The sequence below is a fragment of the Paenibacillus cisolokensis genome (genome assembly GCF_050481165.1).
GTDB lineage: Bacteria > Bacillota > Bacilli > Paenibacillales > Paenibacillaceae > Paenibacillus_AH > Paenibacillus_AH cisolokensis.
Map to the genome: position 1 here is coordinate 1 of NZ_JBCNFP010000104.1, position 19,802 is coordinate 19,802.

General features: G+C 49.0%; 18 protein-coding genes and 1 other RNA gene. 4 read left to right on the forward strand and 15 right to left on the reverse strand.

Annotated features, from left to right (window positions below; translation table 11 throughout):
* Positions 1-10: 10 nt before the first annotated feature.
* A complete protein-coding gene (locus tag ABEV74_RS17270) occupies positions 11-1,453 on the reverse strand; it encodes an IS5 family transposase (RefSeq protein ID WP_430147908.1) in 1,443 nt (480 codons plus the stop codon).
* A 604-nt stretch (positions 1,454-2,057) separates the two neighbouring features.
* Between ABEV74_RS17270 and ABEV74_RS17275 the strand changes: the two genes are divergently transcribed.
* A complete protein-coding gene (locus ABEV74_RS17275; RefSeq protein ID WP_170209590.1) occupies positions 2,058-2,261 on the forward strand; it encodes a hypothetical protein in 204 nt (67 codons plus the stop codon).
* A gap of 7 nt (positions 2,262-2,268) precedes the next feature.
* Positions 2,269-2,853 carry an ATPase gene (locus tag ABEV74_RS17280; protein WP_430147911.1) on the forward strand — a complete coding sequence of 195 codons (585 nt, stop codon included), beginning with the start codon at positions 2,269-2,271 and terminating at the stop codon, positions 2,851-2,853.
* Positions 2,854-3,193: 340 nt separating this feature from the next.
* On the opposite strand, the gene ABEV74_RS17285 is transcribed toward ABEV74_RS17280, so the two are convergent.
* From ABEV74_RS17285 to ABEV74_RS17330, 10 genes are all read right to left on the reverse strand, one after another.
* On the reverse strand, positions 3,194-4,513 hold the full coding sequence (locus ABEV74_RS17285; RefSeq protein ID WP_138790807.1) for a cell wall-binding repeat-containing protein: 1,320 nt from the start codon (positions 4,511-4,513) through the stop codon (positions 3,194-3,196).
* Between the two features lie 12 nt (positions 4,514-4,525).
* Complete coding sequence (locus tag ABEV74_RS17290; RefSeq protein ID WP_138790806.1) at positions 4,526-5,443, reverse strand: F510_1955 family glycosylhydrolase; 918 nt, start codon at positions 5,441-5,443, stop codon at positions 4,526-4,528.
* A gap of 119 nt (positions 5,444-5,562) precedes the next feature.
* A complete protein-coding gene (locus ABEV74_RS17295) occupies positions 5,563-6,306 on the reverse strand; it encodes an urease accessory protein UreH domain-containing protein (RefSeq protein WP_138790805.1) in 744 nt (247 codons plus the stop codon).
* Between the two features lie 176 nt (positions 6,307-6,482).
* A complete protein-coding gene (locus ABEV74_RS17300; RefSeq protein ID WP_138790804.1) occupies positions 6,483-6,662 on the reverse strand; it encodes a DUF2933 domain-containing protein in 180 nt (59 codons plus the stop codon).
* A 65-nt stretch (positions 6,663-6,727) separates the two neighbouring features.
* Entirely contained in the window at positions 6,728-7,279 is a 552-nt protein-coding gene (locus ABEV74_RS17305; protein WP_246068232.1) for an NAD(P)/FAD-dependent oxidoreductase, read from the reverse strand.
* Positions 7,280-7,371: 92 nt separating this feature from the next.
* Positions 7,372-9,807 (reverse strand): heavy metal translocating P-type ATPase, encoded by a 2,436-nt coding sequence (locus tag ABEV74_RS17310; RefSeq protein WP_138790802.1) that lies wholly within the window; start codon positions 9,805-9,807, stop codon positions 7,372-7,374.
* Between the two features lie 84 nt (positions 9,808-9,891).
* Positions 9,892-10,092, reverse strand: coding sequence for a copper ion binding protein (locus ABEV74_RS17315; protein WP_138790801.1), 201 nt, complete (start codon positions 10,090-10,092; stop codon positions 9,892-9,894).
* 23 nt (positions 10,093-10,115) lie between these two features.
* Positions 10,116-10,451 carry a metal-sensitive transcriptional regulator gene (locus ABEV74_RS17320; protein ID WP_246068231.1) on the reverse strand — a complete coding sequence of 112 codons (336 nt, stop codon included), beginning with the start codon at positions 10,449-10,451 and terminating at the stop codon, positions 10,116-10,118.
* 66 nt (positions 10,452-10,517) lie between these two features.
* Positions 10,518-11,903: a sensor histidine kinase gene (locus ABEV74_RS17325; RefSeq protein WP_138790800.1), complete on the reverse strand. Its 1,386-nt coding sequence runs from the start codon at positions 11,901-11,903 to the stop codon at positions 10,518-10,520.
* The gene (locus ABEV74_RS17330; RefSeq protein WP_138790799.1) at positions 11,900-12,577 is read right to left on the reverse strand and encodes a response regulator transcription factor; all 678 of its coding nucleotides are present in this window, start codon (positions 12,575-12,577) and stop codon (positions 11,900-11,902) included. Before ABEV74_RS17330 ends, ABEV74_RS17325 begins: the two co-directional genes overlap by 4 nt.
* A gap of 122 nt (positions 12,578-12,699) precedes the next feature.
* On the opposite strand from ABEV74_RS17330, the gene ABEV74_RS17335 reads away from it, so the two are divergent.
* Both ABEV74_RS17335 and ABEV74_RS17340 read left to right on the forward strand, forming a co-directional pair.
* Positions 12,700-14,373 (forward strand): multicopper oxidase family protein, encoded by a 1,674-nt coding sequence (locus ABEV74_RS17335; RefSeq protein ID WP_246068230.1) that lies wholly within the window; start codon positions 12,700-12,702, stop codon positions 14,371-14,373.
* 159 nt (positions 14,374-14,532) lie between these two features.
* Entirely contained in the window at positions 14,533-14,880 is a 348-nt protein-coding gene (locus tag ABEV74_RS17340; protein ID WP_138790798.1) for a four-helix bundle copper-binding protein, read from the forward strand.
* Between the two features lie 118 nt (positions 14,881-14,998).
* Here ABEV74_RS17340 and ABEV74_RS17345 read toward each other — a convergent pair whose 3' ends face one another.
* The 4 genes from ABEV74_RS17345 to rnr all read right to left on the reverse strand — a co-directional run bounded on the left by ABEV74_RS17345 (position 14,999) and on the right by rnr (position 19,665).
* Positions 14,999-15,391: a helix-turn-helix domain-containing protein gene (locus ABEV74_RS17345; protein WP_138790835.1), complete on the reverse strand. Its 393-nt coding sequence runs from the start codon at positions 15,389-15,391 to the stop codon at positions 14,999-15,001.
* A 180-nt stretch (positions 15,392-15,571) separates the two neighbouring features.
* Positions 15,572-15,939, reverse strand: a transfer-messenger RNA (tmRNA) gene (gene ssrA / locus ABEV74_RS17350).
* Positions 15,940-16,130: 191 nt separating this feature from the next.
* Complete coding sequence (smpB, locus tag ABEV74_RS17355; RefSeq protein ID WP_062489393.1) at positions 16,131-16,607, reverse strand: SsrA-binding protein SmpB; 477 nt, start codon at positions 16,605-16,607, stop codon at positions 16,131-16,133.
* Between the two features lie 409 nt (positions 16,608-17,016).
* Positions 17,017-19,665: a ribonuclease R gene (rnr, locus tag ABEV74_RS17360; protein WP_430147926.1), complete on the reverse strand. Its 2,649-nt coding sequence runs from the start codon at positions 19,663-19,665 to the stop codon at positions 17,017-17,019.
* Positions 19,666-19,802: the final 137 nt, after the last annotated feature.

Sequence of the window (19,802 nt, forward strand, 5' to 3'; positions counted from 1 at the left end):
CTTTCGAAATTCAGGTTAATAACAACCTGAAAAACGGCAAAAAGAGAACCCGCAGCTTACGTTCGAGGTTCATCACCAGAAGTTGAAGGGCAATCACCGTTTCGCTGGTCTCACGAAGACGTGCTCGTATACGCCCCAGACCATAGGAGCGTTTGGCTTCTCCAAATTTTCCTTCAATTGCATTTCGACATGATGCGTCCTTCTTGGCCAAGGTCTGGTCACGATCATCCTCTTTCTTCGGACGACCCAAGCTCGGACCGCTGAGCCTGATGCCATGTTCCTTGCAATACCGAAGGTTCTCCCGATTTCGGTAGATTTGATCGGCCAGAATCGCCTCCGGATAACAACCGTGACGTTCGACGTACGCTTCGACAGCTGATTTCAAGGTGATGCTCTCATTGAAGTTGTCCCAAGACAGCTGTTCCATTCGTGCGTAGCCATCGACCAAACTGATTGCCAGTTTTGCTCCGAATTCGACCGGCGCGTTCACTTTGCCGCGCACGATCGGACGGACATGTGGCTGAGACAGGCTGACAATGCGATCTTCAACCGTATGAGTTCGATTGACGTACATCAGCTGCTGTTGGCGATACAATTCAGCAATTACAAGTAGCTGCCGGTATTGCTTGGCATTCAGACGCTCCAGGCCGCTTTTTTCGGCAAGCATATCGATGATTCGAAGGTTACGAGAGACATAACGAAGCTGCTGGCCGATTGCTTTGCGAATCTGTTTTGCACCTGCCCTGCGTTTCTTGGCGATCTCGAGATACCGTTTGCGGGCAGTGTTCCGGTACGTTCTTGGTTTCTGCGCTTCACCAACAAAGGGTTCATGCAGTACATCGATGATCTCCTCAAGTTTCTCTCGCGCTTCGTTCAGCAATTTCAAATCCGTTGGATACGAAATATCTGCCGGGGCGCATGTGGCATCGAGCATGAGTGTGCCGTTGTTTTTCGATTGTTCGTTGTCTGGCTGGCCGGTTCTGTCATCGCCATTCCGGCCTCCCGTTGGCCGGTTCGAACCATCGTCATCCTGATTCTGCTTGTTGTCAGCTTCTTCTTCCAAGATCCAGTCGTTGACTTGCTGGATAACATCTGCGCCCAATCGTTTGCGGAAATGCGTCATAAGCGAATGGTGGAACGGCGGCTCGTCCTGAAACTGGGGCAAACCGAGAAAGTATTGATAATACGGATTTTCAGTGATCTGTTGTACGGTTTCCCGATCATCGAGCTGCATACGCTCCTGAATGTACAGAGCACCCAAAGCCATGCGAACAGATAGAGGAACTTGGCCACGCATTGATTGCTTGAAAGACTTCGCGTACTTTTCTTCTGCGCGCCACCAGGGGATCATGGCTGCGAGTTGGACCCATCGATTGTCCTTATTCAATTTTCCGCCGAATGGCAAGAAGAAATCTTCGAATAGTTGAGGTTGGCTTTCGGTTCTACGATACATGGCATACGCTCCAAGTGCACGAATTATGAAGGAAAACGTACATTTTCCTTGCATATTAATTCGACCCGAAAGCCATGAAAACCTTGTTAAATCTGAGAAAATTTATTATTCAGCAAGCCCTAAAATAAATATTATCTTTTACAAATGTATTATTCAAGGTAACCGTATTTTTTGGGAATATGCCATGAAAGGTTTAGGGGCAAGTGGAAAATCACCGGAAATGGCTAAACCGCCCTACGGAAAGGACCACTTGTGGGTGAATTAGTGGGGCCGCCGCGAGTGCGAAAGCCGGCGAATTGAGGTTCACGAAAGAGAAAATATGTCCCGGGTTATAATCCCCCCACCTTGTGCCGCGACGGAAATACATCTTCGCTTCCTGTCAGCCAAGCGTGGTTATATGGCCCTTCAATCGGCCTAGTAGGACATTACAGATTCCGGCATGCGGTCTTTATCTGTCCAGAGCAACGAAGCATGTTACAGCATTTTCATATGGATCATTACCTGCAATTCGCGCAAGTATTCGTTTTGAACCCGAGCCTCCTCCACTAGATGCCGTATGATATAATAAGACATATTAGAATCAGTCAGAGAGGATATCATTCCGATGAAAGACCTAGGGCGAAAAGAACTTGAAGAGGCGGGGAAGCGTGCTGCAGCTGCAGCCAGAGAAGAGGCTTTCGCTGCGGGTACGTTCATTTGTTATGGGCGGAATGGTAAATTGTTTCGCGAGTATCCAGACGGCAGAATAACAGAGGTCATTTATGATGCATCAGGAATTCGAAAAGAGATTGATATCGCAGGAAGATAGGCCTACGATGACAGTGTTTGCCGGTGTCAATGGAGCAGGCAAATCAACGCTTACGAAAATATTAGCCCACAACAACAAGGATTTTTTGATTATAGACGCTGACGCGATCGCGAGGCGTTTGAATCCTTCCGATCCTGCTAAAGCGAACGTGGCTGCCGGCCGCCAGACGATTCGGTTGGTTAATGACTGCATTACAAAGGGCAAAAATTTTACAATCGAGACGACGCTTAGCGGCGGGAATGCACTCCGGCAGATGAAAGCGGCCAGAGAACAAGGATTTCACATTAATTTGTATTTTTTGGGTTTGGATTCCGTTTATCTTCACATTGAACGGGTAGCACAGCGCGTGGCCACAGGTGGACATGACATTCCGGAAGACTTGATTCGTCAGCGCTACAAGACTTCGCTTAAAAACCTTCCTAAAGCGATGCAGCTATCTGATAACGTTTATTTGATCGACAACACCGATGTATATACGATCAAGCTGGAAAAAAAGCACGGCCAGATTCGGTTCCAAGCTCCAGAACTTCCAGAATGGGTACGCCGGGCAGGGGCTGATTTGTTTCGTCAGCAGATACAAGATAATTATTAAAAAGGATTGCCGGTCGAAAAGGGGGGACAGCCGCAACCGGAACTATTCGCTACTCAAGGGCCTGATTAAGCAAGTGGATGCATGCCCTAAATTTGGAACGATGTTTAGGCTGGATGCCGAGTTGAATAAAACAGGAAGTGGTTCAATATCAGGTAAAAGAAAAAGGTAACGGTCATTTGTTGCAAATGCAGTTTAAAGGGGACTCCAAACGGCTGCACTTGGCAGGGCGTTTGGAGATGTGAACAAATAGGCTAACGGCATCAAAATAGTTTGAGAGGCCATCCCGAAGGGGTGGCCTTTGAAACACGTTAAAATATAAGTTTCCACTTGCCCATGGAATTTAGTGCTCCATCCCCGGCATATTGTGCGAGTCATGGCCGCCAGTTCCCCCATCTGGATTTGCAGGTCGCGGGGTTTCACTCGCAGTTCCGTGCCCGCCATGACCTTCTCCCGATTCCGATACGATCTCCAGCATCGAGTCGATTTCTCCTTGTGCTGCAAGGGAAATCACATCTTCGCTTCCTGTCAGCCAAGCGTGATTATATGGCCCTTCAGTCGGTGAATCTTTATATTTGGGTCGGACTGACATGACGTAGGACATTACAGAATCCGGCATGCGGTCTTTACTTGTCCAGAGCAGCGGCGCATGTTTGCCCAGATGGGAAAACGGTGCTGCCGCAAGAGCCAAAACCGGTGAATCGAGGCTCACGAAGGAAAAATTGTGTCCCGGGGTGGTAATCCCCCAGCCAAAATCGGTACCCTTGTCTTTATACTTTGCAAAAGCAATGGCATTTTCAAATGGGTCATTGCCAGCAATCCGGACAACTCTTCCATATTGCTTCAGTTGTTCTTCCACTTGGGCAGAGATAACCGACTCAGGGCCAAGGATATAGATGTTTGCTTTGCCTTCCCTTGTCTGTAATGCTCCTGCAGTTTCTTGCGGGATCTCGTCCTTTTTCACATACAACAGCGGCTCGGGCATGTGGGAGATCCAGTTTACCGCCGGCATGGTATATTCCATGCTGTCCATTGAGCCTACGATCACGGATGAAGGTATTTCTTGGGCAACCTTGGCATAATAAGCATCGAACTCTTTCGCAACGGCTGCGGGATTGCTGCCTTCGATCTTATCCGTCTTGAATCCAAGCCTTTTTACCTGCTCCTCCACTTTAGGGTCCAAATTACCCACTAAAATGACCTGGATACCGTTATTCATCTCAACGCCTTTTGGATTCAGCCTCTTCAGCTCGTTAAGCGTACTGTCGGCTATCCGTTCTTGATTCACAAACAGAACCGGGCCATTGCTTGGATGATGGATTAAATCCGCGGCAGCTAGAGCGGTTTGCCACTCTTCCGGGTTTGCCAGAATCACACTGCCCGGGCGGTTGTCGTCACTGGTTGCCATCCATAGCGTTCGTGATACCAAAATCGCCGCTTCCACCGGGTCACTTGTATTGATGCGTGTCGTATTTTTCGAGGCGATCCAAGGCGTATTCGTAACAAGCTGATTTTGAGCTGAACCGGGTGCCTGCCCTGTCTGATGATCCATCCCCTGGCTTCCCATACCGTCTTCAGAGGAATTATTTGAGTTATTCAAGCAACCTGACAAAGCCAATACTGTTGCTATAGAAACGATCCCTGCTTTGATGAACTTTCTCAACTTTTTTGCCCCCTACGGTTCATTGATCAGTTTTCCTTGTTTTGCGATCTGCCGCCATGAGGTGCCTGCATCCGGTGAAATGTAAATATCGTTCTTATCTGTTGCAATGGCCAGTTCCATTGCATTGACCGGGTTTTCTGAAATGTAGGTGATTACATCTCCTGTATCAACCGGTGTCTTTAATTCAGAAACCTGCATCGTCTTCATATTTACCTTAACGAAATCGGAATTAGATCCCACCGTTGCAACGAGTAAATCACCCGCATGTGTAAAAGTAATTGCAGAAACCGGTTTGTCCGGATAGACGGGTTTGAAGGTTTGTCCGAAATCATCCGAAAGATAAGCTCCGGTTTCCGCACCTAAAGCAACAACCGATGCTTGTAAAGGATGTGCGGCTACCGCAGCGATTTGCCCCCGGACTCCGGACATCCGGCTTTTTTTCCAACTTTTACCCTCATTCTCACTGTAAAACATCCCGGCCTGCCGCATCATCGAATTGGGCTCAGGATTAAACACGTAAATAGTATGTGTCAAATAACTTACACTCATGCCATGAAAATCAGTTTCTCCCTCTAAAGCCAGAACTGTGATTGAATTACCATCATCCGTACTTTTGACAAGACCGAGCGGATTTTTATAAGTTGTACCTGGAGTCGGGTGGCCGCTGCTGTAAAATCCGTTGTTTACCATCGAAAACCCCATATAATCATGTTTGTCGCCAGGGGCATCTGTCCATTTGCCATCGGAGTAAATTTTGATCCCGTCATGCACAGGGACAAACAGGCGTTTGCCATCACCGGTGTAACCCAGGCCGTGAATATGTGAGAAGGTCCCTTCCGTATTGTTTTGTCCATCGGTTTTTTGATCCGTGCATGCCGCAGCAAATATCGAAAATGCGATGAGGATGCCATAGGTTAAGATTTTTTTCAAGTTACATTCCTCCTTTAATCATCGGTTATAAACTGACCTGAAGAAAAGGGCTCCTGCCAGAGCCCCTCTTAATATTATCCTGTGAAATAACTCATCAAAATGTACCCCAACGCAGGTCTCTATATGCCCCAATAAGTAATCGTGTCACTAATACCCAACAAGATCAGAAAAACGCCGGACGCTTTGTAAATATAGCGCCCCCATTGTCTTGCTTTTTTAACGATAGTCCTATCTATGCCGAATCCAATGATAATGCCAAAAAATATTAGCAAGGGAAAAGAGGTCCCAACCGCAAACACGGATGGTAAAATGATTCCGTATGGTGACTGCAAAGCAACTGGCATCATCCAACCAAAGAAAAGCAGCACCATCGTGGGACAAAAGCCTAAAGAGAATGCTACACCCATCAAGAATGCACCAGCTTTTCCCCCTACTCGCTCGGATATCTTAGCAAGTCCTGAAGACATTTTGAATCCGAAAGAGAATCTAAACTTTATCCATCCAAGAAAGAACAATCCCATAAGGATGAACAAAGGACCTATCAACTTTCGGGCATAAACGAATATGGGAATCGATTCAACTGAAACACTCTGCCCGAATATCCAAAACAGCCATCCAAACAATGAATAAACGCTGATCTTTCCCAATAAGTAAAGAAGAAATTCGATGCCGGCCAACTTTTCATTTATATATTTATTGCCAAAATAAGTGATGCTGCCTAAGTTGGCGGTTAATTGACAAGGCGCGACTGATCCTGCAAACCCAAAGAACAAAGCCGCCAAAAACGATATTTTCGAACTAATGGCTACATTGGCAAAGGGGCCGCTCATCCACGAACTGATCTCGCTAAAAACACTGTACATGACGCTTCACCATACCTTTAAGCTCTGGATCTTCCTGGAGCCTGGAGCAGGATGACCGCTGTTGTAATATCCAAAGAGAAGCTTGTTGCCGTCGATGAGCAGCCCAAACCGTGAACGTGCTCCATTTCTGCCTCTTTCAGCTCTTTAATTTCTGTTTTACCGCCGTTTTTTTAATTTTACCCTGTGTTTTTCCTAAGATGTTCCAGTTCTTGAGACAACCTTTGATTTTCTTTCTTTAACTCCAAAATTTCCTTTTCTGTTTGGTGTTCATGCTTCCCATGCGTACCATGCATCCCTTTCATCATGAAGATCATCATCAATGGGCACAACAGTAGCAACAGCCAAGTCCAATCCATATGAAGATCTCCTCTCCTTCGATTTGATATCATGGTATATCGTAAATATGCAGATTTTGTGCAGATCAACTTTGTGTGATTTGTTGCAGCTGCTCAAGTGAAACCCGCTCGACGAATTTCCTGAATTTCTCTTTCCCTTTAGCATTAGCTATATAAAAATCGATGATCTTCCTAATGACCGGAACCAGCCGATCTTCCGTCAATCCGGAGACGAGCTTTTGGGCTATTGCCGTTTTGAGCCCTTTCGGTTCCCCGCCTATATAAATATCAAACATATCCTTCATTTTGACGACCCCGATATCTTTCAGCAAAGGCTCGCTGGTGCCGAGCGCGCAGCCGGCATAGCCAATTTTAAGGGGAGTTGGCGTTTCAATGCCGGCAATCGCTTGATTGAGCTTTCGAGCCGTTTCCAGACCCGCGTCCTCCGCACCCTTGCAAAAATTGCAAGCAATCAGGCTTTTCGTGAGAAATCCGGCCGGGTACACCTCGAGTCCTGCACGCTCCAGCTCCTCCTGGATCAAGTCACGCCGATCGAAAGGCACCTCCACATAGAGTTGTTTAAAAGGCGTCATTTCAATTTTCGCATTGGAACCGACAATCGAACCGATCTTAGCCAACTGCTCCGGTGTAAATAGGCTTCCCCCAACCTGCACCGGGGGGGCCACTGCAATTTTGTTGTGTCCCCCATGATTCTTCTCCCCTCGTTTTATTACTGGTGGATCTTAACGCGCTGCAACCTCAGCGCATTCAGAACGACCGAAACGGAGCTTAACGCCATCGCCGCACCTGCTACCCATGGCGCTAACAATCCGACAGCCGCAATCGGGATGCCCAGCGTGTTATACCCAAGCGCCCAGAACAAATTTTGCTTGATGTTGCTCATCGTCTTGCGGCTCATTAAAATCGCGTCCGGGATGCTGGAAAGATCCCCGCGCATCAGGGTCACATCAGCCGCTTCCATCGCGACGTCCGTACCCGTTCCGATGGCCATTCCGATGTCGGCTGTCGCAAGCGCGGGCGCATCGTTAATCCCGTCACCAACCATCGCAACTTTTCTGCCCTCGGCTTGCAGTTTCTTTACTTCTTCCGCCTTGCCTTCCGGCAGCACTTCCGCACGCACATGGTCGATGCCGACCTGGGCGGCAATTGCTTTCGCTGTACGTTCGTTGTCGCCGGTGATCATGATCACTTGAATCCCCATGTCTTTCAGCCGGCTGACAGCCGCTTTCGACGTATCTTTAATCGTATCCGCCACAGCAACCATTCCCGCATAACGGCGGTCAACCGCGACCAGCATAGCCGTTTTACCCGACTCCTCCAGCCGGGCCATCGTTTCATAAGCCTGTTCAGCGTCAACATGATATTGATTCATCAAGCGGCGTGTCCCGATTAAGATTTCTTTCCCGTTCACTTCAGCCTTAATCCCGTAGCCCGGGATCGCTTCGAAAGACTGAGGCTCGGGCAGTTCGATCTGTTTGTCGCGGATGCCGCTCACAATCGCTTCAGCCAGCGGGTGTTCCGAATTTTTCTCCGCCGCGCCGACAAGCTTGAGAAACTCTGTTTCGTCGTCTTCCGCCAACACATCCGTCAATTCAGGCTTCCCTTTCGTCACGGTGCCCGTTTTATCCAAAATGATCGTATCGATTTGATGCGTTTGTTCCAGATGCTCTCCGCCTTTAAACAAGATGCCGTATTCGGCCGCGCGTCCGGACCCCGCCATGATGGAAGTTGGAGTGGCGAGCCCCAGCGCGCATGGGCAGGCAATGACGAGAACGGCAATGGCGTTTTCCAAAGCTTCCGACACATTCCCCGGAGCTGCGAGAAAATACCAAACGAAGAAAGTAACTACCGCAATTGCAACCACAATCGGAACGAAGATGCCGGAAATGCGGTCCGCTACCCGCTGAATAGGCGCTTTTGAGCCTTGCGCTTCTTCAACAACCTTGATGATTTGGGCGAGCGCGGTTTCTTTCCCGACTTTTGTTGCTTGAATTCGCAGCATACCGTTTTTATTGATCGTTGCCCCGATGACGGTATCCCCGGCTTTCTTTTCCACAGGAATGCTTTCACCGGTTAACATCGATTCATCTACGGACGATACTCCTTCCAGCACCACACCGTCTACCGGAACTTTATCTCCGGGGCGGACCAGTACGATATCTCCCTTCAACACTTCTTCCACCGGAACCGTAATTTCCTGACCATCCCGAACAACCAAAGCCGTCTTTGCCTGCAATCCAATCAGCGATTTGATGGCTTCCGAGGTCCGACCTTTTGCTAACGACTCGAACAATTTACCCATAATGACCAGCGTAATCAAAATCGCGCTTGTTTCATAGTACAGAGCCGGCCCGTGATGAACGTCTCCGCCCGCAAAGTACCAATTTAGCGTCAGATACACACTGTAAAAGTACGCGGCTGACGTTCCAAGCGCGATCAGCACATCCATGTTGGCGCTGCCGTTTCGCAGAGCCTTATAGGCCCCAATATAAAAATGCCGGCCGATGATAAATTGCACCGGGGTAGCCAATACAAGTTGAAACCAGGGATTCATGAACAAGTCCGGCACATAGATCCAGGATGTAAACGCAAAATGCCCGACCATGCTCCATAAGAGCGGGAGCGAAAGGATCGCCGAAACGATCAGTTTCCGCTTCTGACGCTGGATTTCTTTCTGGCGGTGATCGCCTGCATCCGCTTCTTCTTGTTTGACAATCGCTTTATAGCCAAGTTGTTTGACTTTGTTCTGCATTTCGGCGACAGAGACTTCGCCAGGCCTATATTCAACACGTGCCGTTTCCATTGCAAAGTTGACGGTTGCGTTAGTGACACCCGGAAGCTTGTTAAGTCCTTTTTCGATCCGGTTGGCGCATGCTGCGCACGTCATGCCTTCAAGCTGGAATTGGGCAACTTCTTTCACGGTGTCATAACCCAATTGTTGAATGGTTTGTTCCAATTGGGGGATATCAATAATGGACGGATCATAGGTAACGCTGGCTTTTTCCATCGCAAAATTGACATTTGCAGAAGAGACGCCTTCCAGCTTGCTTAACCCTTTCTCGATCCGGTTTGCGCACGCAGCGCATGTCATGCCGGTAATTTGAAGTGTTGTTTGCTTGGTATCTTTCGCCTCGATGGATTCCATATCCACTCACTCCCGATACTATACCCATGTGGGGTATATCTTGTTGTACAAAGAAAGGCCACCAGTGAGCGGCCCCACTAATCATTACGCAACATCGTACCCTTGTTCTTCGATGGCTTCCTTCACCGCGTCAAGGGTGAGTTTGTTTTCATCATATTCGACCGTTACCGAATTACTCTTTAAATCGACTTTGCCGTTTGCTCCGACTTGTTTCAATGCGTTCTCAATGGAGTTTACACAATGTTGACAAGACATACCTTTCACTTGCAACGTTACTTGTTTCATTCGAAATCCCTCCGTAGGAATTATTATTTCATTAATTTGTTCATAGTAACCAACAATTCGTCAATGACGTCGTATTCCCCCGCCTGAATGCGTTCGATGATGCAGCTCTTCATATGTCCTTCAAGCAAAAGCTTACCTACGCTATTCAGGGCGGACTGGATCGCCGCGATCTGGTTTAGCACATCATCGCAGTACGTGTCTTTTTCGATCATTCCTTTGACGCCGCGGATTTGGCCTTCAATTCGGTTCAGACGGGAGATTAGATTGTTCTTGGTCTTCACTGAATGATGGCTTTTCCGTTCATGGCATGAGGAACAATGAGTTTCACCCGTTTCTTCTAACAATTCGTCCTGATTCATCGGTGTATCACCTCACAACGCAAATGTACCATACCCCCCTTAGGTATGTCAATAATCCTTTATTTCTCATTCCAATGGCAGTCGAATAAGAAAAGTTGTTCCGATCCCTTCCTTGCTGTTCACCGTTATAGTTCCATCATGCAGCTCAATGATTCTCTTGGCAATGGATAAACCAAGACCGGCTCCGCCATAATCACGCGATCTTGATTTTTCGACCCGGTAAAACCGCCGCCAAATATGCGGCAATTCACTATCCGGAATGCCAATCCCGGTATCCTGAATCTGAATGAGCGCTTCTCTTTGTTCTTTGCTCAGTCGAATGCGAACACTGCCTCCTTCGGGCGTGTATTTCCTCGCGTTCTCCAGCAAGTTCATGATCACTTGTGCCAGCCTATTCCGATCCGCCTGAACCCGCACCGGCGTGGATGGAAGATCATCTTGAAGATCAATCCCTTTTTCCATAAACCTCTCCATCTGTTCTTCTCTCATTTGGCGAATAAACGGCACAAGATCCATTTCCTGTTTATCGATTTGTACCTTCACTTGGTCCAGTTTCGACATATCATACAAGTCACCGATTAACCGATGCAACCGATCTGCAGCTTCGCGAATAAACCGCAAATATTTACGCCGATCCTCATCTTTTACCGATGTTTGTTGCAAAACATCGGCATAGCCCCGAATATAGGTGATGGGGGTACGAAGCTCATGTGAAATTTCAGCCAAAAATTCTTCCCGCTCAGTTCGGTAATGTTTCAGTTCACCGGAAAGCTCCATAATGGACTGATTCAGTTCACCAATCTCGTCTCTGGCGGATATCGGAAGTGAGAAGTTGTAATCGTTTCGTGTTAACTTCCGAACAGCATTTCTCATCGCAACAAGCGGTTTGGAAATCCAATTCGAAAATAGGAAAACCAAGACGAAGATGATGATTAACGAGACCACGGAAAATAAGAACATTAAAGTTCGTAATGAGTAAATGGCTTCGCGGATTGGCGTTGTGGAAGCATACATCACGACATACCCGATTAATTTACCATTACCGTCCAAGACGGAAGATTGTGAAATCAAATAGGGTTGACGTCGCCAATCTCTTACCACCCATTCATATTCCGAAACCGTATCAAAATTCTTTACATACTCCATCTGCGTTGGTTGAAGGGGTTGAGAGGAAATCAGAATCTCACCGCGGCTGTCAATGACAGCGACCACATAGCGGGAATACGATTCCATTTCCGCGACGTGCCGCAATGTCTCTTCTGACCAATGTTCTTGAAGGGCCGTTGCATGACTGTGCCCACGGTGGATCATATCGTCTGCGAGCTGCTGAACATAAAACCGGGTAAACACGTTATATACAATGATTTCCAATACGAAGACTAAAATCATGATGAAGGCGAAGATCGATAGACCTAATTTATGATGAATTCTCATGCGTTTCCATGGTTTCATTGTAATTTGTACCCTGCCCCCCAAACCGTTTTGATGAAATCGCTCGCCCCAATACTTTTCAACTTGCCGCGAAGATTGCGAATATGCGAGTCAACGGTTCGTTCATCCCCTTGGAAATCTTCACCCCAGATGAGCTCGATAAGATGCGAACGGCTGAATATTTGCTTGGGGTGTTTTGCCATATTCCATAAAATCTCAAACTCATGCTGCGTGAGTACAACCGAACTTCCCTGAAGTGAGACCGTACGATCGTTCGGATTTAAAGTCATGCCATTATATAACAAAACATCGTATGATTCTTGATTTAGAGTCGGGCTGCGCCTCAATAACGCTTGAATGCGTGCAAGTAACTCGGCGCTTTCAAAAGGTTTTGTCACATAATCATCGGCTCCGTATGAAAATCCTTTCACTTTATCCGAAGTTTCGCTACGGGCTGTCAGCATCAGGATTGGAACGGAGCTGATTTCGCGAATCCTTCTGGTCAACTCTATTCCATCCATAAACGGCATCATCCAATCGACAATCAGTGCGCTGTAGTTGGAGGATTTCTTTAATTTATCCAATGCTTCCATTCCGTCTTTGGCCTCATCTACTTGATATCCAGCACCGAGAAGATGCACCTTTAGCAGTTCGCGCATCGGTTCCTCATCATCCACAATCAGGATGGTATGCATGAATTCCACCTCCGTTGATGACCGCTTATTTCATTTTGTTCATAATCTGCACAGTTTCTGCACATTTACCTTTTATCATACAGATACAGACGTTATTAAACAAATGATGGAGGGTTGCAGCGATGAAGCGATGGAATCGAAAAATGTTAACAATAGGAGCAATAGCAGCTTCCCTTTTGATCGTTGCCGGCTGCACGGACAATACGGACAACATGGAAGGTATGGATCACAGCAATATGCAAATGGGCCAGAGCGACACAAGTAAAAGCGATCCTAATCAAATGAATCACATGGATCATAGCAATATGCCCGGGATGAATAAGGTTCAGAATATGGATGAGCCAGCAGGATCTCCTCAAGTTCTTACCGGTACAAAATTCACCTTGACTGCAAAAGAAAGCCATCTGATGGTCAACGAAACCAATATGCGTACCGCTATGACCTTTAATGGTACCGTTCCCGGTCCGCAAATCAGAGTAAAACTCGGAGATGAAGTTGAGATAACCCTGAAGAACGAATTAGATGAACCGACAACGATTCATTGGCACGGATTGCCGGTACCTAACAACATGGACGGGATTCCGGGTGTCACGATGAATGCCGTTCAACCTGGCAAAAGCTTTACTTATAAATTTAAAGCGACTGTTCCCGGCACCTATTGGTATCATTCCCATCAAGAAGGCGTGGTGCAGGTCGATAAAGGTCTTTACGGCTCTTTCATTGTGGAGGATCCGAAAGAGAAGAAGGCGGACCGTGACTACACAATTGTTTTGGATGAGTGGATGGAAGACGGAGAGATGGATCACAGTTCAGTGAACATGAGTACGATGGACATGGGATCTATGGATCATAGCAATATGGGTTCCATGAATCACAGCAAAATGAATATGGGTTCAACAGGTACAGGCAGAATGATGAGCGATGCGGAAATGATGCCAATGATGTACACCATCTTTACCGCAAACGGGAAATCCGGTTCTTCCATCGAGCCGTTGACGGTTAAAGAAGGCGAAACGGTACGCATCCGATTGATCAACGCAGGATTTTTGTCTCACCCGCTCTATCTGCAAGGACATGAGTTTAAAATCATTTCTTCAGACGGACAACCTATTAACAATCCTCCGTTGGTCAGCGGCCAATTGTTAAACATCGCTCCGGGCGAACGTTACGATATTGAATTTGTCGCAGATAATCCAGGGGTATGGCTGTTGGGAGAGCAAAGCAAAAATCCAGGGGCTTCCACCCTTACGATACCGATCGTTTATGAAGGAGCGAAAGGTAACTATACCCCAGACAATGAGCAACGGCCTGTTATCAATATGACCCGGTACGGCGAAGCTGCCAAAGCTCAATTTTCTCTAAATGATAAATTCGACCTTGAATATACAATGGATTTAAATACGGCCACTGCCGATGGTCACTTCATCTACACCATTAACGGCAAAACGTTCCCTGATACAGATCCGATCAAGGTGAAAGAGGGGGACCTGATTAAAGTGAAATTGATCAATAACTCCCCTGAAGACTTGCATCCGATGCATTTGCACGGACATTTCTTCCAAGTGTTAAGCAAAAATGGTCAACCGATCTCAGGTTCTCCATTGATTAAGGATACTCTGAATATACTGCCCGGCGAGGAGTACGAAATTGCTTTTAAGGCGGACAACACCGGAAACTGGATGTTCCATTGCCATGACTTGGGCCACGCTTCCTCAGGCATGGTGACACAAGTCAACTATGAAGGGTTCAAACCGGATTTCACAGTGGACCCGAACGCGGGAAATAAGCCAGAGTAATTTGTAAAAAACAAAAGGATCACAGTTAATTATCTGTGGTCCTTTTTGTTTAGATTGCGCCGCAGTTCTTAATCTTGGTGTTAAAAAATTCCATGTGTACAAAATCGAAACTCAGCAAAAATTATTTTAGGATTCAACTTAAGAAAGGGGGGAATAACTATGCCGACGGTTGTAGACTCGTCTGTAACTCAATTTCAAACCTGCATTGATGCTTGCAACAAATGTATGCAGGCTTGTGAAGAATGTCTAACTTCTTGTTTAAAGGAAGCTGATGTTCAAGCAAGAGTTCATTGCATCAATATGCTGCGTGATTGTGCGGATATTTGTGCGTTGGCTTCCCAATGGATGTCTCGCGGAAGCATGTATGCCAAACAACTATGCCAGGTATGTGCAACCATCTGTGATGCTTGTGCAACGGAGTGTGCGAAATTCCAAGACGCGCATTGCAAAGATTGTGCAGATGCTTGCCGAAAATGTGCTGACGAATGCCGCAGAATGTCTGCATAATCGTATCAAATGTTAAAAGGCTGACTCTAATGAGCCAGCTTTTTTCGTATTGTACTGTATTGCTAATCATGAAGAAGTTCGCAGTATTCTGGATTTTTTTGAACCAGTGGTTTATGAATCATTTATTTCTTTGGTATCGCTGCAATTTTAACATTGAATAATCCAGTAACTCTTCCTGAGCAATATCTTGTAGATTCCTATAGTTTTGTAATAATTTAAGCTCATCTTCTTGCAACCCGAAATGCAGTTCTACCTTTCGATTTATTATGAGCCAATTCATATCGACCATGTACTTGTCAGCTAAGAGGACAAGTACATCAAATGAAGGCTTGGTTTTCCCAGATTCAATCTCACTAAGCGTAGCTTGGGATATTTCTAAGCTTTGAGCAAATTCGATTTGGGTCATCTTATTTTGTCTTCTTATTGACTTTATTTTTTCTCCAACTGAAGTAATACTGTTCAACATTTTCCACCTGGCTTTGGTGAATTGATGTTTATAAAACAAAAGCATACTCTTGTCTGTCAAAAGACAAAAATATGCACTCCAAATACAGACCCGGGAATAGTCCACATACCCGGAACTGAATAATTAAAGCAAATGTTTGCCGCGAGTTTATTAAAGCAAATGTTTGCCGCGGCGGCAAAGATATGGTTTAACTCTCACCTAACACGGTCTCTTTTCTGATAGGTATGGTGGAGGCGAGGGGAGTCGAACCCCTGTCCGAAGATAACGCCACACAGGCTTCTACGGGTGTAGTGACAGTTTTGATGTCACCCTAAAGCCGCCCCGTCACCGGCTGCTTTTCGGGTCAGCCTGATTGTCTTCTTCAGCCAGCCCCAGGCGGAGACTGGACAGCGTATCCCACTAAAGTTGAGCCCTTAGCCCGCCACATGGGCGATGGAGGGTAAGAGCCTGGAGGCCGTTATTAGGCGGCCAGAGCCAGAGGTTGTTGTTGTTGTTTGCCGTTTAAATTTGGCTTCCGCGTTGTTGAAGCAGCCGCAGCCCTACTACCCGCTACCCATGCTCGAACTATCCCCGTCGAATCCAAAAACGCCCCCGAATGGATAAGAGTACGATCAGAATCGTACAATATTATTATAACACAGCCGCGACATCCGTGCGCAGCTTGTTGCTGGCAAACGTATCGATTCATGGCAATACCGCCAATGCTCTTACGCCTCAATTCGAATACGAAGTTGCAGCGCCACCAAACGTCGGGTGGAATAACCCACACTGGGTCGGCCAGCCGTCACACTTTTTGTTTCTCCCGCAGCGCTCGCTGGATGGCGCGCTGAGCGTCGCGTTTGGCTGCCGTCTCGCGCTTGTCGTACAGCTTTTTCCCTTTGCCGAGCCCGATCAGCACTTTCGCATACCCGTTTCGCACGTAAATCTTCAACGGCACCAGCGAGTAGCCTTCCTGCTTCGACTGCCCCAGCAGCTTGTGAATTTGCGATTTGTGCAGAAGCAGTTTGCGCGCGCGCGTCGGATCGGTCGGATTGTGACGATTTCCTTGCTCGAACGGACTGATATGCAGATTGTGAAGAAAAATCTCGCCGTTGCGGATCGTGGCGAACGCGTCGTTCAGATTCGCCTTTCCTTTGCGAAGCGATTTGATTTCCGTCCCCATCAGCACCATGCCCGCTTCGTATGTCTCTTCGATAAAGTAGTCATGGGACGCCTTTTTGTTCTGCGCCAGCGGCTTGTCTTCCTGATTTTTCTTTCCCATGCCGTCTCCCCCTCTACCTATCGAAAAATCTGCGACCTTACCGTTTGCCTAATCAATCAGCGCTGCGACATTTGCCCCTATATCGAACAGTCCGGTCAAGTTTTGATTGTATCAAAAATGAGCCGCACAAATCAAGAACACGGAACCCGTCATCAACCGTTAAAATGTTAGCGAATGGGATCGGAACACTCCGTTAGCCATGCAAAATGCAATTGATGCGTACCCATCCCCAGCTTATCAGTGAAAGTGGCCAGTTCAACAAAAAATCGTCACCACACACTCGCAACGCCTGTCCCCGTTGGAAGCCAGCCCCCGAAGAAGCATTAGTTGTCCGGGACAGCTAAGCCTCTTCGGGTGACAACATAGGCTACAACAACATAGAAGCGATCTGGCGGCTGCATCCGCCGTCTTACTTCCGCTTCTTGCGGACGAACGCCGCCGTACCGTTGCCGGCGCCGCCCCGCTTCTTCTTGCGCGGCTTCGCCCCGGCCCCGGCGGCCGCGCCGCCCCCGCCGTCGCCGACGAAAATCCCCGTCGGCGACGTCTTCTTGCGGCGGGATGCACCGCTCCCCGCCGCCGCACGGCCGCCGCGCGGCGCGCCGTTCCGGCCGCGCGCGGCGCCGCTGCGTGGGCTGCCCGGAATCGGCAGCCCCCACATATCCTTGCGCACCTCGCCACCGCCATGGCTCGTGTGCGCATCCTCGCCGAGGCCGGTCTCCCTCGCCCCGGCCTCGGACAACGGCTCCCGCTGCGCCTCATCCGCCGCAGCGGCATCTCCGCCGCGCCTATTCTTGCGCGGCTTCCCTCCGCGTGCGGGCGCTTCGCCCCTGCCCGCATCGCGGCCGTATCGCCCGCCGCCGGCAGCGCCGCGGCGGCTTCCCTTGCGCGAGCCGCCGTAGCCCGCTTCGGCGTAGCCGCGATAACGGCCGCGCGGCCGGACGTCGACCATCTCGAAATCGATCGTATAGTCGTCCATATTGACGCGCGCCACGCGGATTCGCACCTCGTCGCCGATCCGGTACACCTTCGAGGTGCGCTCGCCGATCAGCACCATATGCAGCTCATCGAAATGATAATAATCGTCGGCCAGGCTGCTGAGGCGGATGAGCCCTTCGACCGTATTGTCCAGCTCCACGAACATGCCGAAGCTGGTAACGCCGCTGACAATGCCGTCAAATTCCTCGTCGATCTTATCCAGCATGTACTCGCATTTCTTCATCCGCTCCGTATCCCGCTCCGCGTCAACCGCCACACGTTCCCGCTCCGACGATTGCTGCGCAATGTCCGGCATCCTCGCGGCCAGCGCATCGATGCGATGCTCCGGCAGCATTCCGCCGTTCTCCAGCACCTCGCGGATAATCCGGTGAATGACGAGGTCCGGATAACGGCGAATCGGCGACGTGAAATGGGTGTAAAACTCAGCCGCGAGCCCGAAATGCCCGAGGCTTTCCGCCGCGTACTTCGCCTGCTTCATCGAGCGGAGCAGCATCGTCGAAATGACCGTCTCTTCCTTCGCACCGCGAATTTCCTCGAGCAGCGACTGCAGCGCACGCGGATGGATCGAATTGCTCTTCCCTTTCACCACATAGCCGAAATTGGAAGCAAACTGCAGGAAGTGCAGCAGCTTTTCACTGTCCGGCTCCTCGTGGACCCGGTACAGAAACGGCAGGCGCAGCCAGTGAAAATGTTCCGCGACCGTCTCGTTCGCCGCCAGCATAAACTCCTCGATAATCTGCTCGGCGACCGATCGTTCCCGCTTGACGATATCGACCGCTTTGCCTTGCTCATCGACGATGACCTTCGCTTCCTGAAAATCGAAATCGATCGCGCCCCGCTGCATCCGCTTGCGGCGAAGTTTCATCGCGAGCTCTTCCATCAGCCGGAACATGTCGATCAGCCCGGCATACCGTTCCATCAGCTCGGTCTCCGGCTCCTCCTCCGTCGCGGTCAGTATGCGGCGCACATTCGTATAGGTCATCCGTTCCGTCGTCCGAATGACGCTCGTATAAATATCGTGCCGCACCCGCTTCAACGTCTTCCCGTCGAATTCCATTTCGCACGACAGCGTCAGCCGATCCACCTTCGGATTGAGTGAACAGATGCCGTTCGAGAGCCGGTGAGGCAGCATCGGAATGACCCGGTCGACGAGGTAGACGCTGCAGCCCCGCCGGTACGCTTCCTGATCGAGCGCCGATTTCTCCTTCACATAATAGCCTACATCGGCAATATGGACGCCGAGCACATAGTTTCCGTTGTCCAGCCGTTCCACATGAACCGCGTCGTCGAGATCCTTGGCATCTTCGCCGTCGATCGTCACAATGACTTTGTTCCGCAAATCCCGGCGACCCTGGGCGGCGATTTCATCTTCCGAGATTGTGTCGGGCACCGCATCCGCCTCCGCCAGCACTTCCTCCGGAAAGGCTTCCGGCAGCTGATGCTTGCGGATCACCGACAAAATGTCGACCCCCGGATCGTCCTTATGGCCGAGAATCTCCACAATTTCCCCTTCGGCGGCCGTCCGTTTGCCTTCCGGGTATTTCACGATGCGGACGACGACCTTCTGCCCCGTTACCGCTCCGCCAAACGATCCCTTCGGAACGAAAATATCTTTCTGAATCCGTTTGTCATCCGGAATAACAAATCCGTAATATTCATGGTTGTCGAACGTGCCGACGATCTCTTTCACGGCCCGCTGCACAATTCGGACAACCTCGCCTTCCATCCGTCCGCCGCCTTCGCTTTTGGACGTGATCCGGACAAGCACCGTATCCCCGTTCATGGCGCCTTTCAAATCATTGGCATGAATATAGACATCCGGGTGCTCGTCGTCATCCGTCAGCAGAAAGGCAAACCCTTTCGGATGCGACTGCAGCTTTCCGCGAAGCAAATTCATCCGCTCCGGCACGCCGTAGCGGTCATTGCGGGTCCGTATAATTTGCCCTTCCGCTTCCAGCCGGTTCAACTGCTGCAGAAACGCTTTAAATTCGCCGGCATCCTGAATGCCGAAATGCTGCTCCAACTCCTGATACGTCATCGGCTTGTATGCCGTCTCCCGCATAAACTCCAGCACATCGCGCTCCGTAATCGTCAATCTTCTCCCACCTCGTCGGCGCAGCCTGAATCTTGACGAGTCGAAGGCGGCTGCGCTTATTCATCGCTACTTTTTATAAATGTACATATACCATTCAGTATATA

Excerpts from the sequence above, each read along its gene's own strand:
- ABEV74_RS17270 (WP_430147908.1), bottom strand. The coding sequence starts at position 1,453 with ATGTATCGTAGAACCGAAAGCCAACCTCAACTATTCGAAGATTTCTTC.
- ABEV74_RS17275 (WP_170209590.1), top strand. The coding sequence starts at position 2,058 with ATGAAAGACCTAGGGCGAAAAGAACTTGAAGAGGCGGGGAAGCGTGCT.
- ABEV74_RS17280 (WP_430147911.1), top strand. The coding sequence starts at position 2,269 with ATGACAGTGTTTGCCGGTGTCAATGGAGCAGGCAAATCAACGCTTACG.
- ABEV74_RS17295 (WP_138790805.1), bottom strand. The coding sequence starts at position 6,306 with ATGTACAGTGTTTTTAGCGAGATCAGTTCGTGGATGAGCGGCCCCTTT.
- ABEV74_RS17300 (WP_138790804.1), bottom strand. The coding sequence starts at position 6,662 with ATGGATTGGACTTGGCTGTTGCTACTGTTGTGCCCATTGATGATGATC.
- ABEV74_RS17310 (WP_138790802.1), bottom strand. The coding sequence starts at position 9,807 with ATGGAATCCATCGAGGCGAAAGATACCAAGCAAACAACACTTCAAATT.
- ABEV74_RS17315 (WP_138790801.1), bottom strand. The coding sequence starts at position 10,092 with ATGAAACAAGTAACGTTGCAAGTGAAAGGTATGTCTTGTCAACATTGT.
- ABEV74_RS17320 (WP_246068231.1), bottom strand. The coding sequence starts at position 10,451 with ATGAATCAGGACGAATTGTTAGAAGAAACGGGTGAAACTCATTGTTCC.
- ABEV74_RS17325 (WP_138790800.1), bottom strand. The coding sequence starts at position 11,903 with ATGAAACCATGGAAACGCATGAGAATTCATCATAAATTAGGTCTATCG.
- ABEV74_RS17330 (WP_138790799.1), bottom strand. The coding sequence starts at position 12,577 with ATGCATACCATCCTGATTGTGGATGATGAGGAACCGATGCGCGAACTG.
- ABEV74_RS17335 (WP_246068230.1), top strand. The coding sequence starts at position 12,700 with ATGAAGCGATGGAATCGAAAAATGTTAACAATAGGAGCAATAGCAGCT.
- ABEV74_RS17340 (WP_138790798.1), top strand. The coding sequence starts at position 14,533 with ATGCCGACGGTTGTAGACTCGTCTGTAACTCAATTTCAAACCTGCATT.
- ABEV74_RS17345 (WP_138790835.1), bottom strand. The coding sequence starts at position 15,391 with ATGCTTTTGTTTTATAAACATCAATTCACCAAAGCCAGGTGGAAAATG.
- smpB (WP_062489393.1), bottom strand. The coding sequence starts at position 16,607 with ATGGGAAAGAAAAATCAGGAAGACAAGCCGCTGGCGCAGAACAAAAAG.
- rnr (WP_430147926.1), bottom strand. The coding sequence starts at position 19,665 with ATGCGGGAGACGGCATACAAGCCGATGACGTATCAGGAGTTGGAGCAG.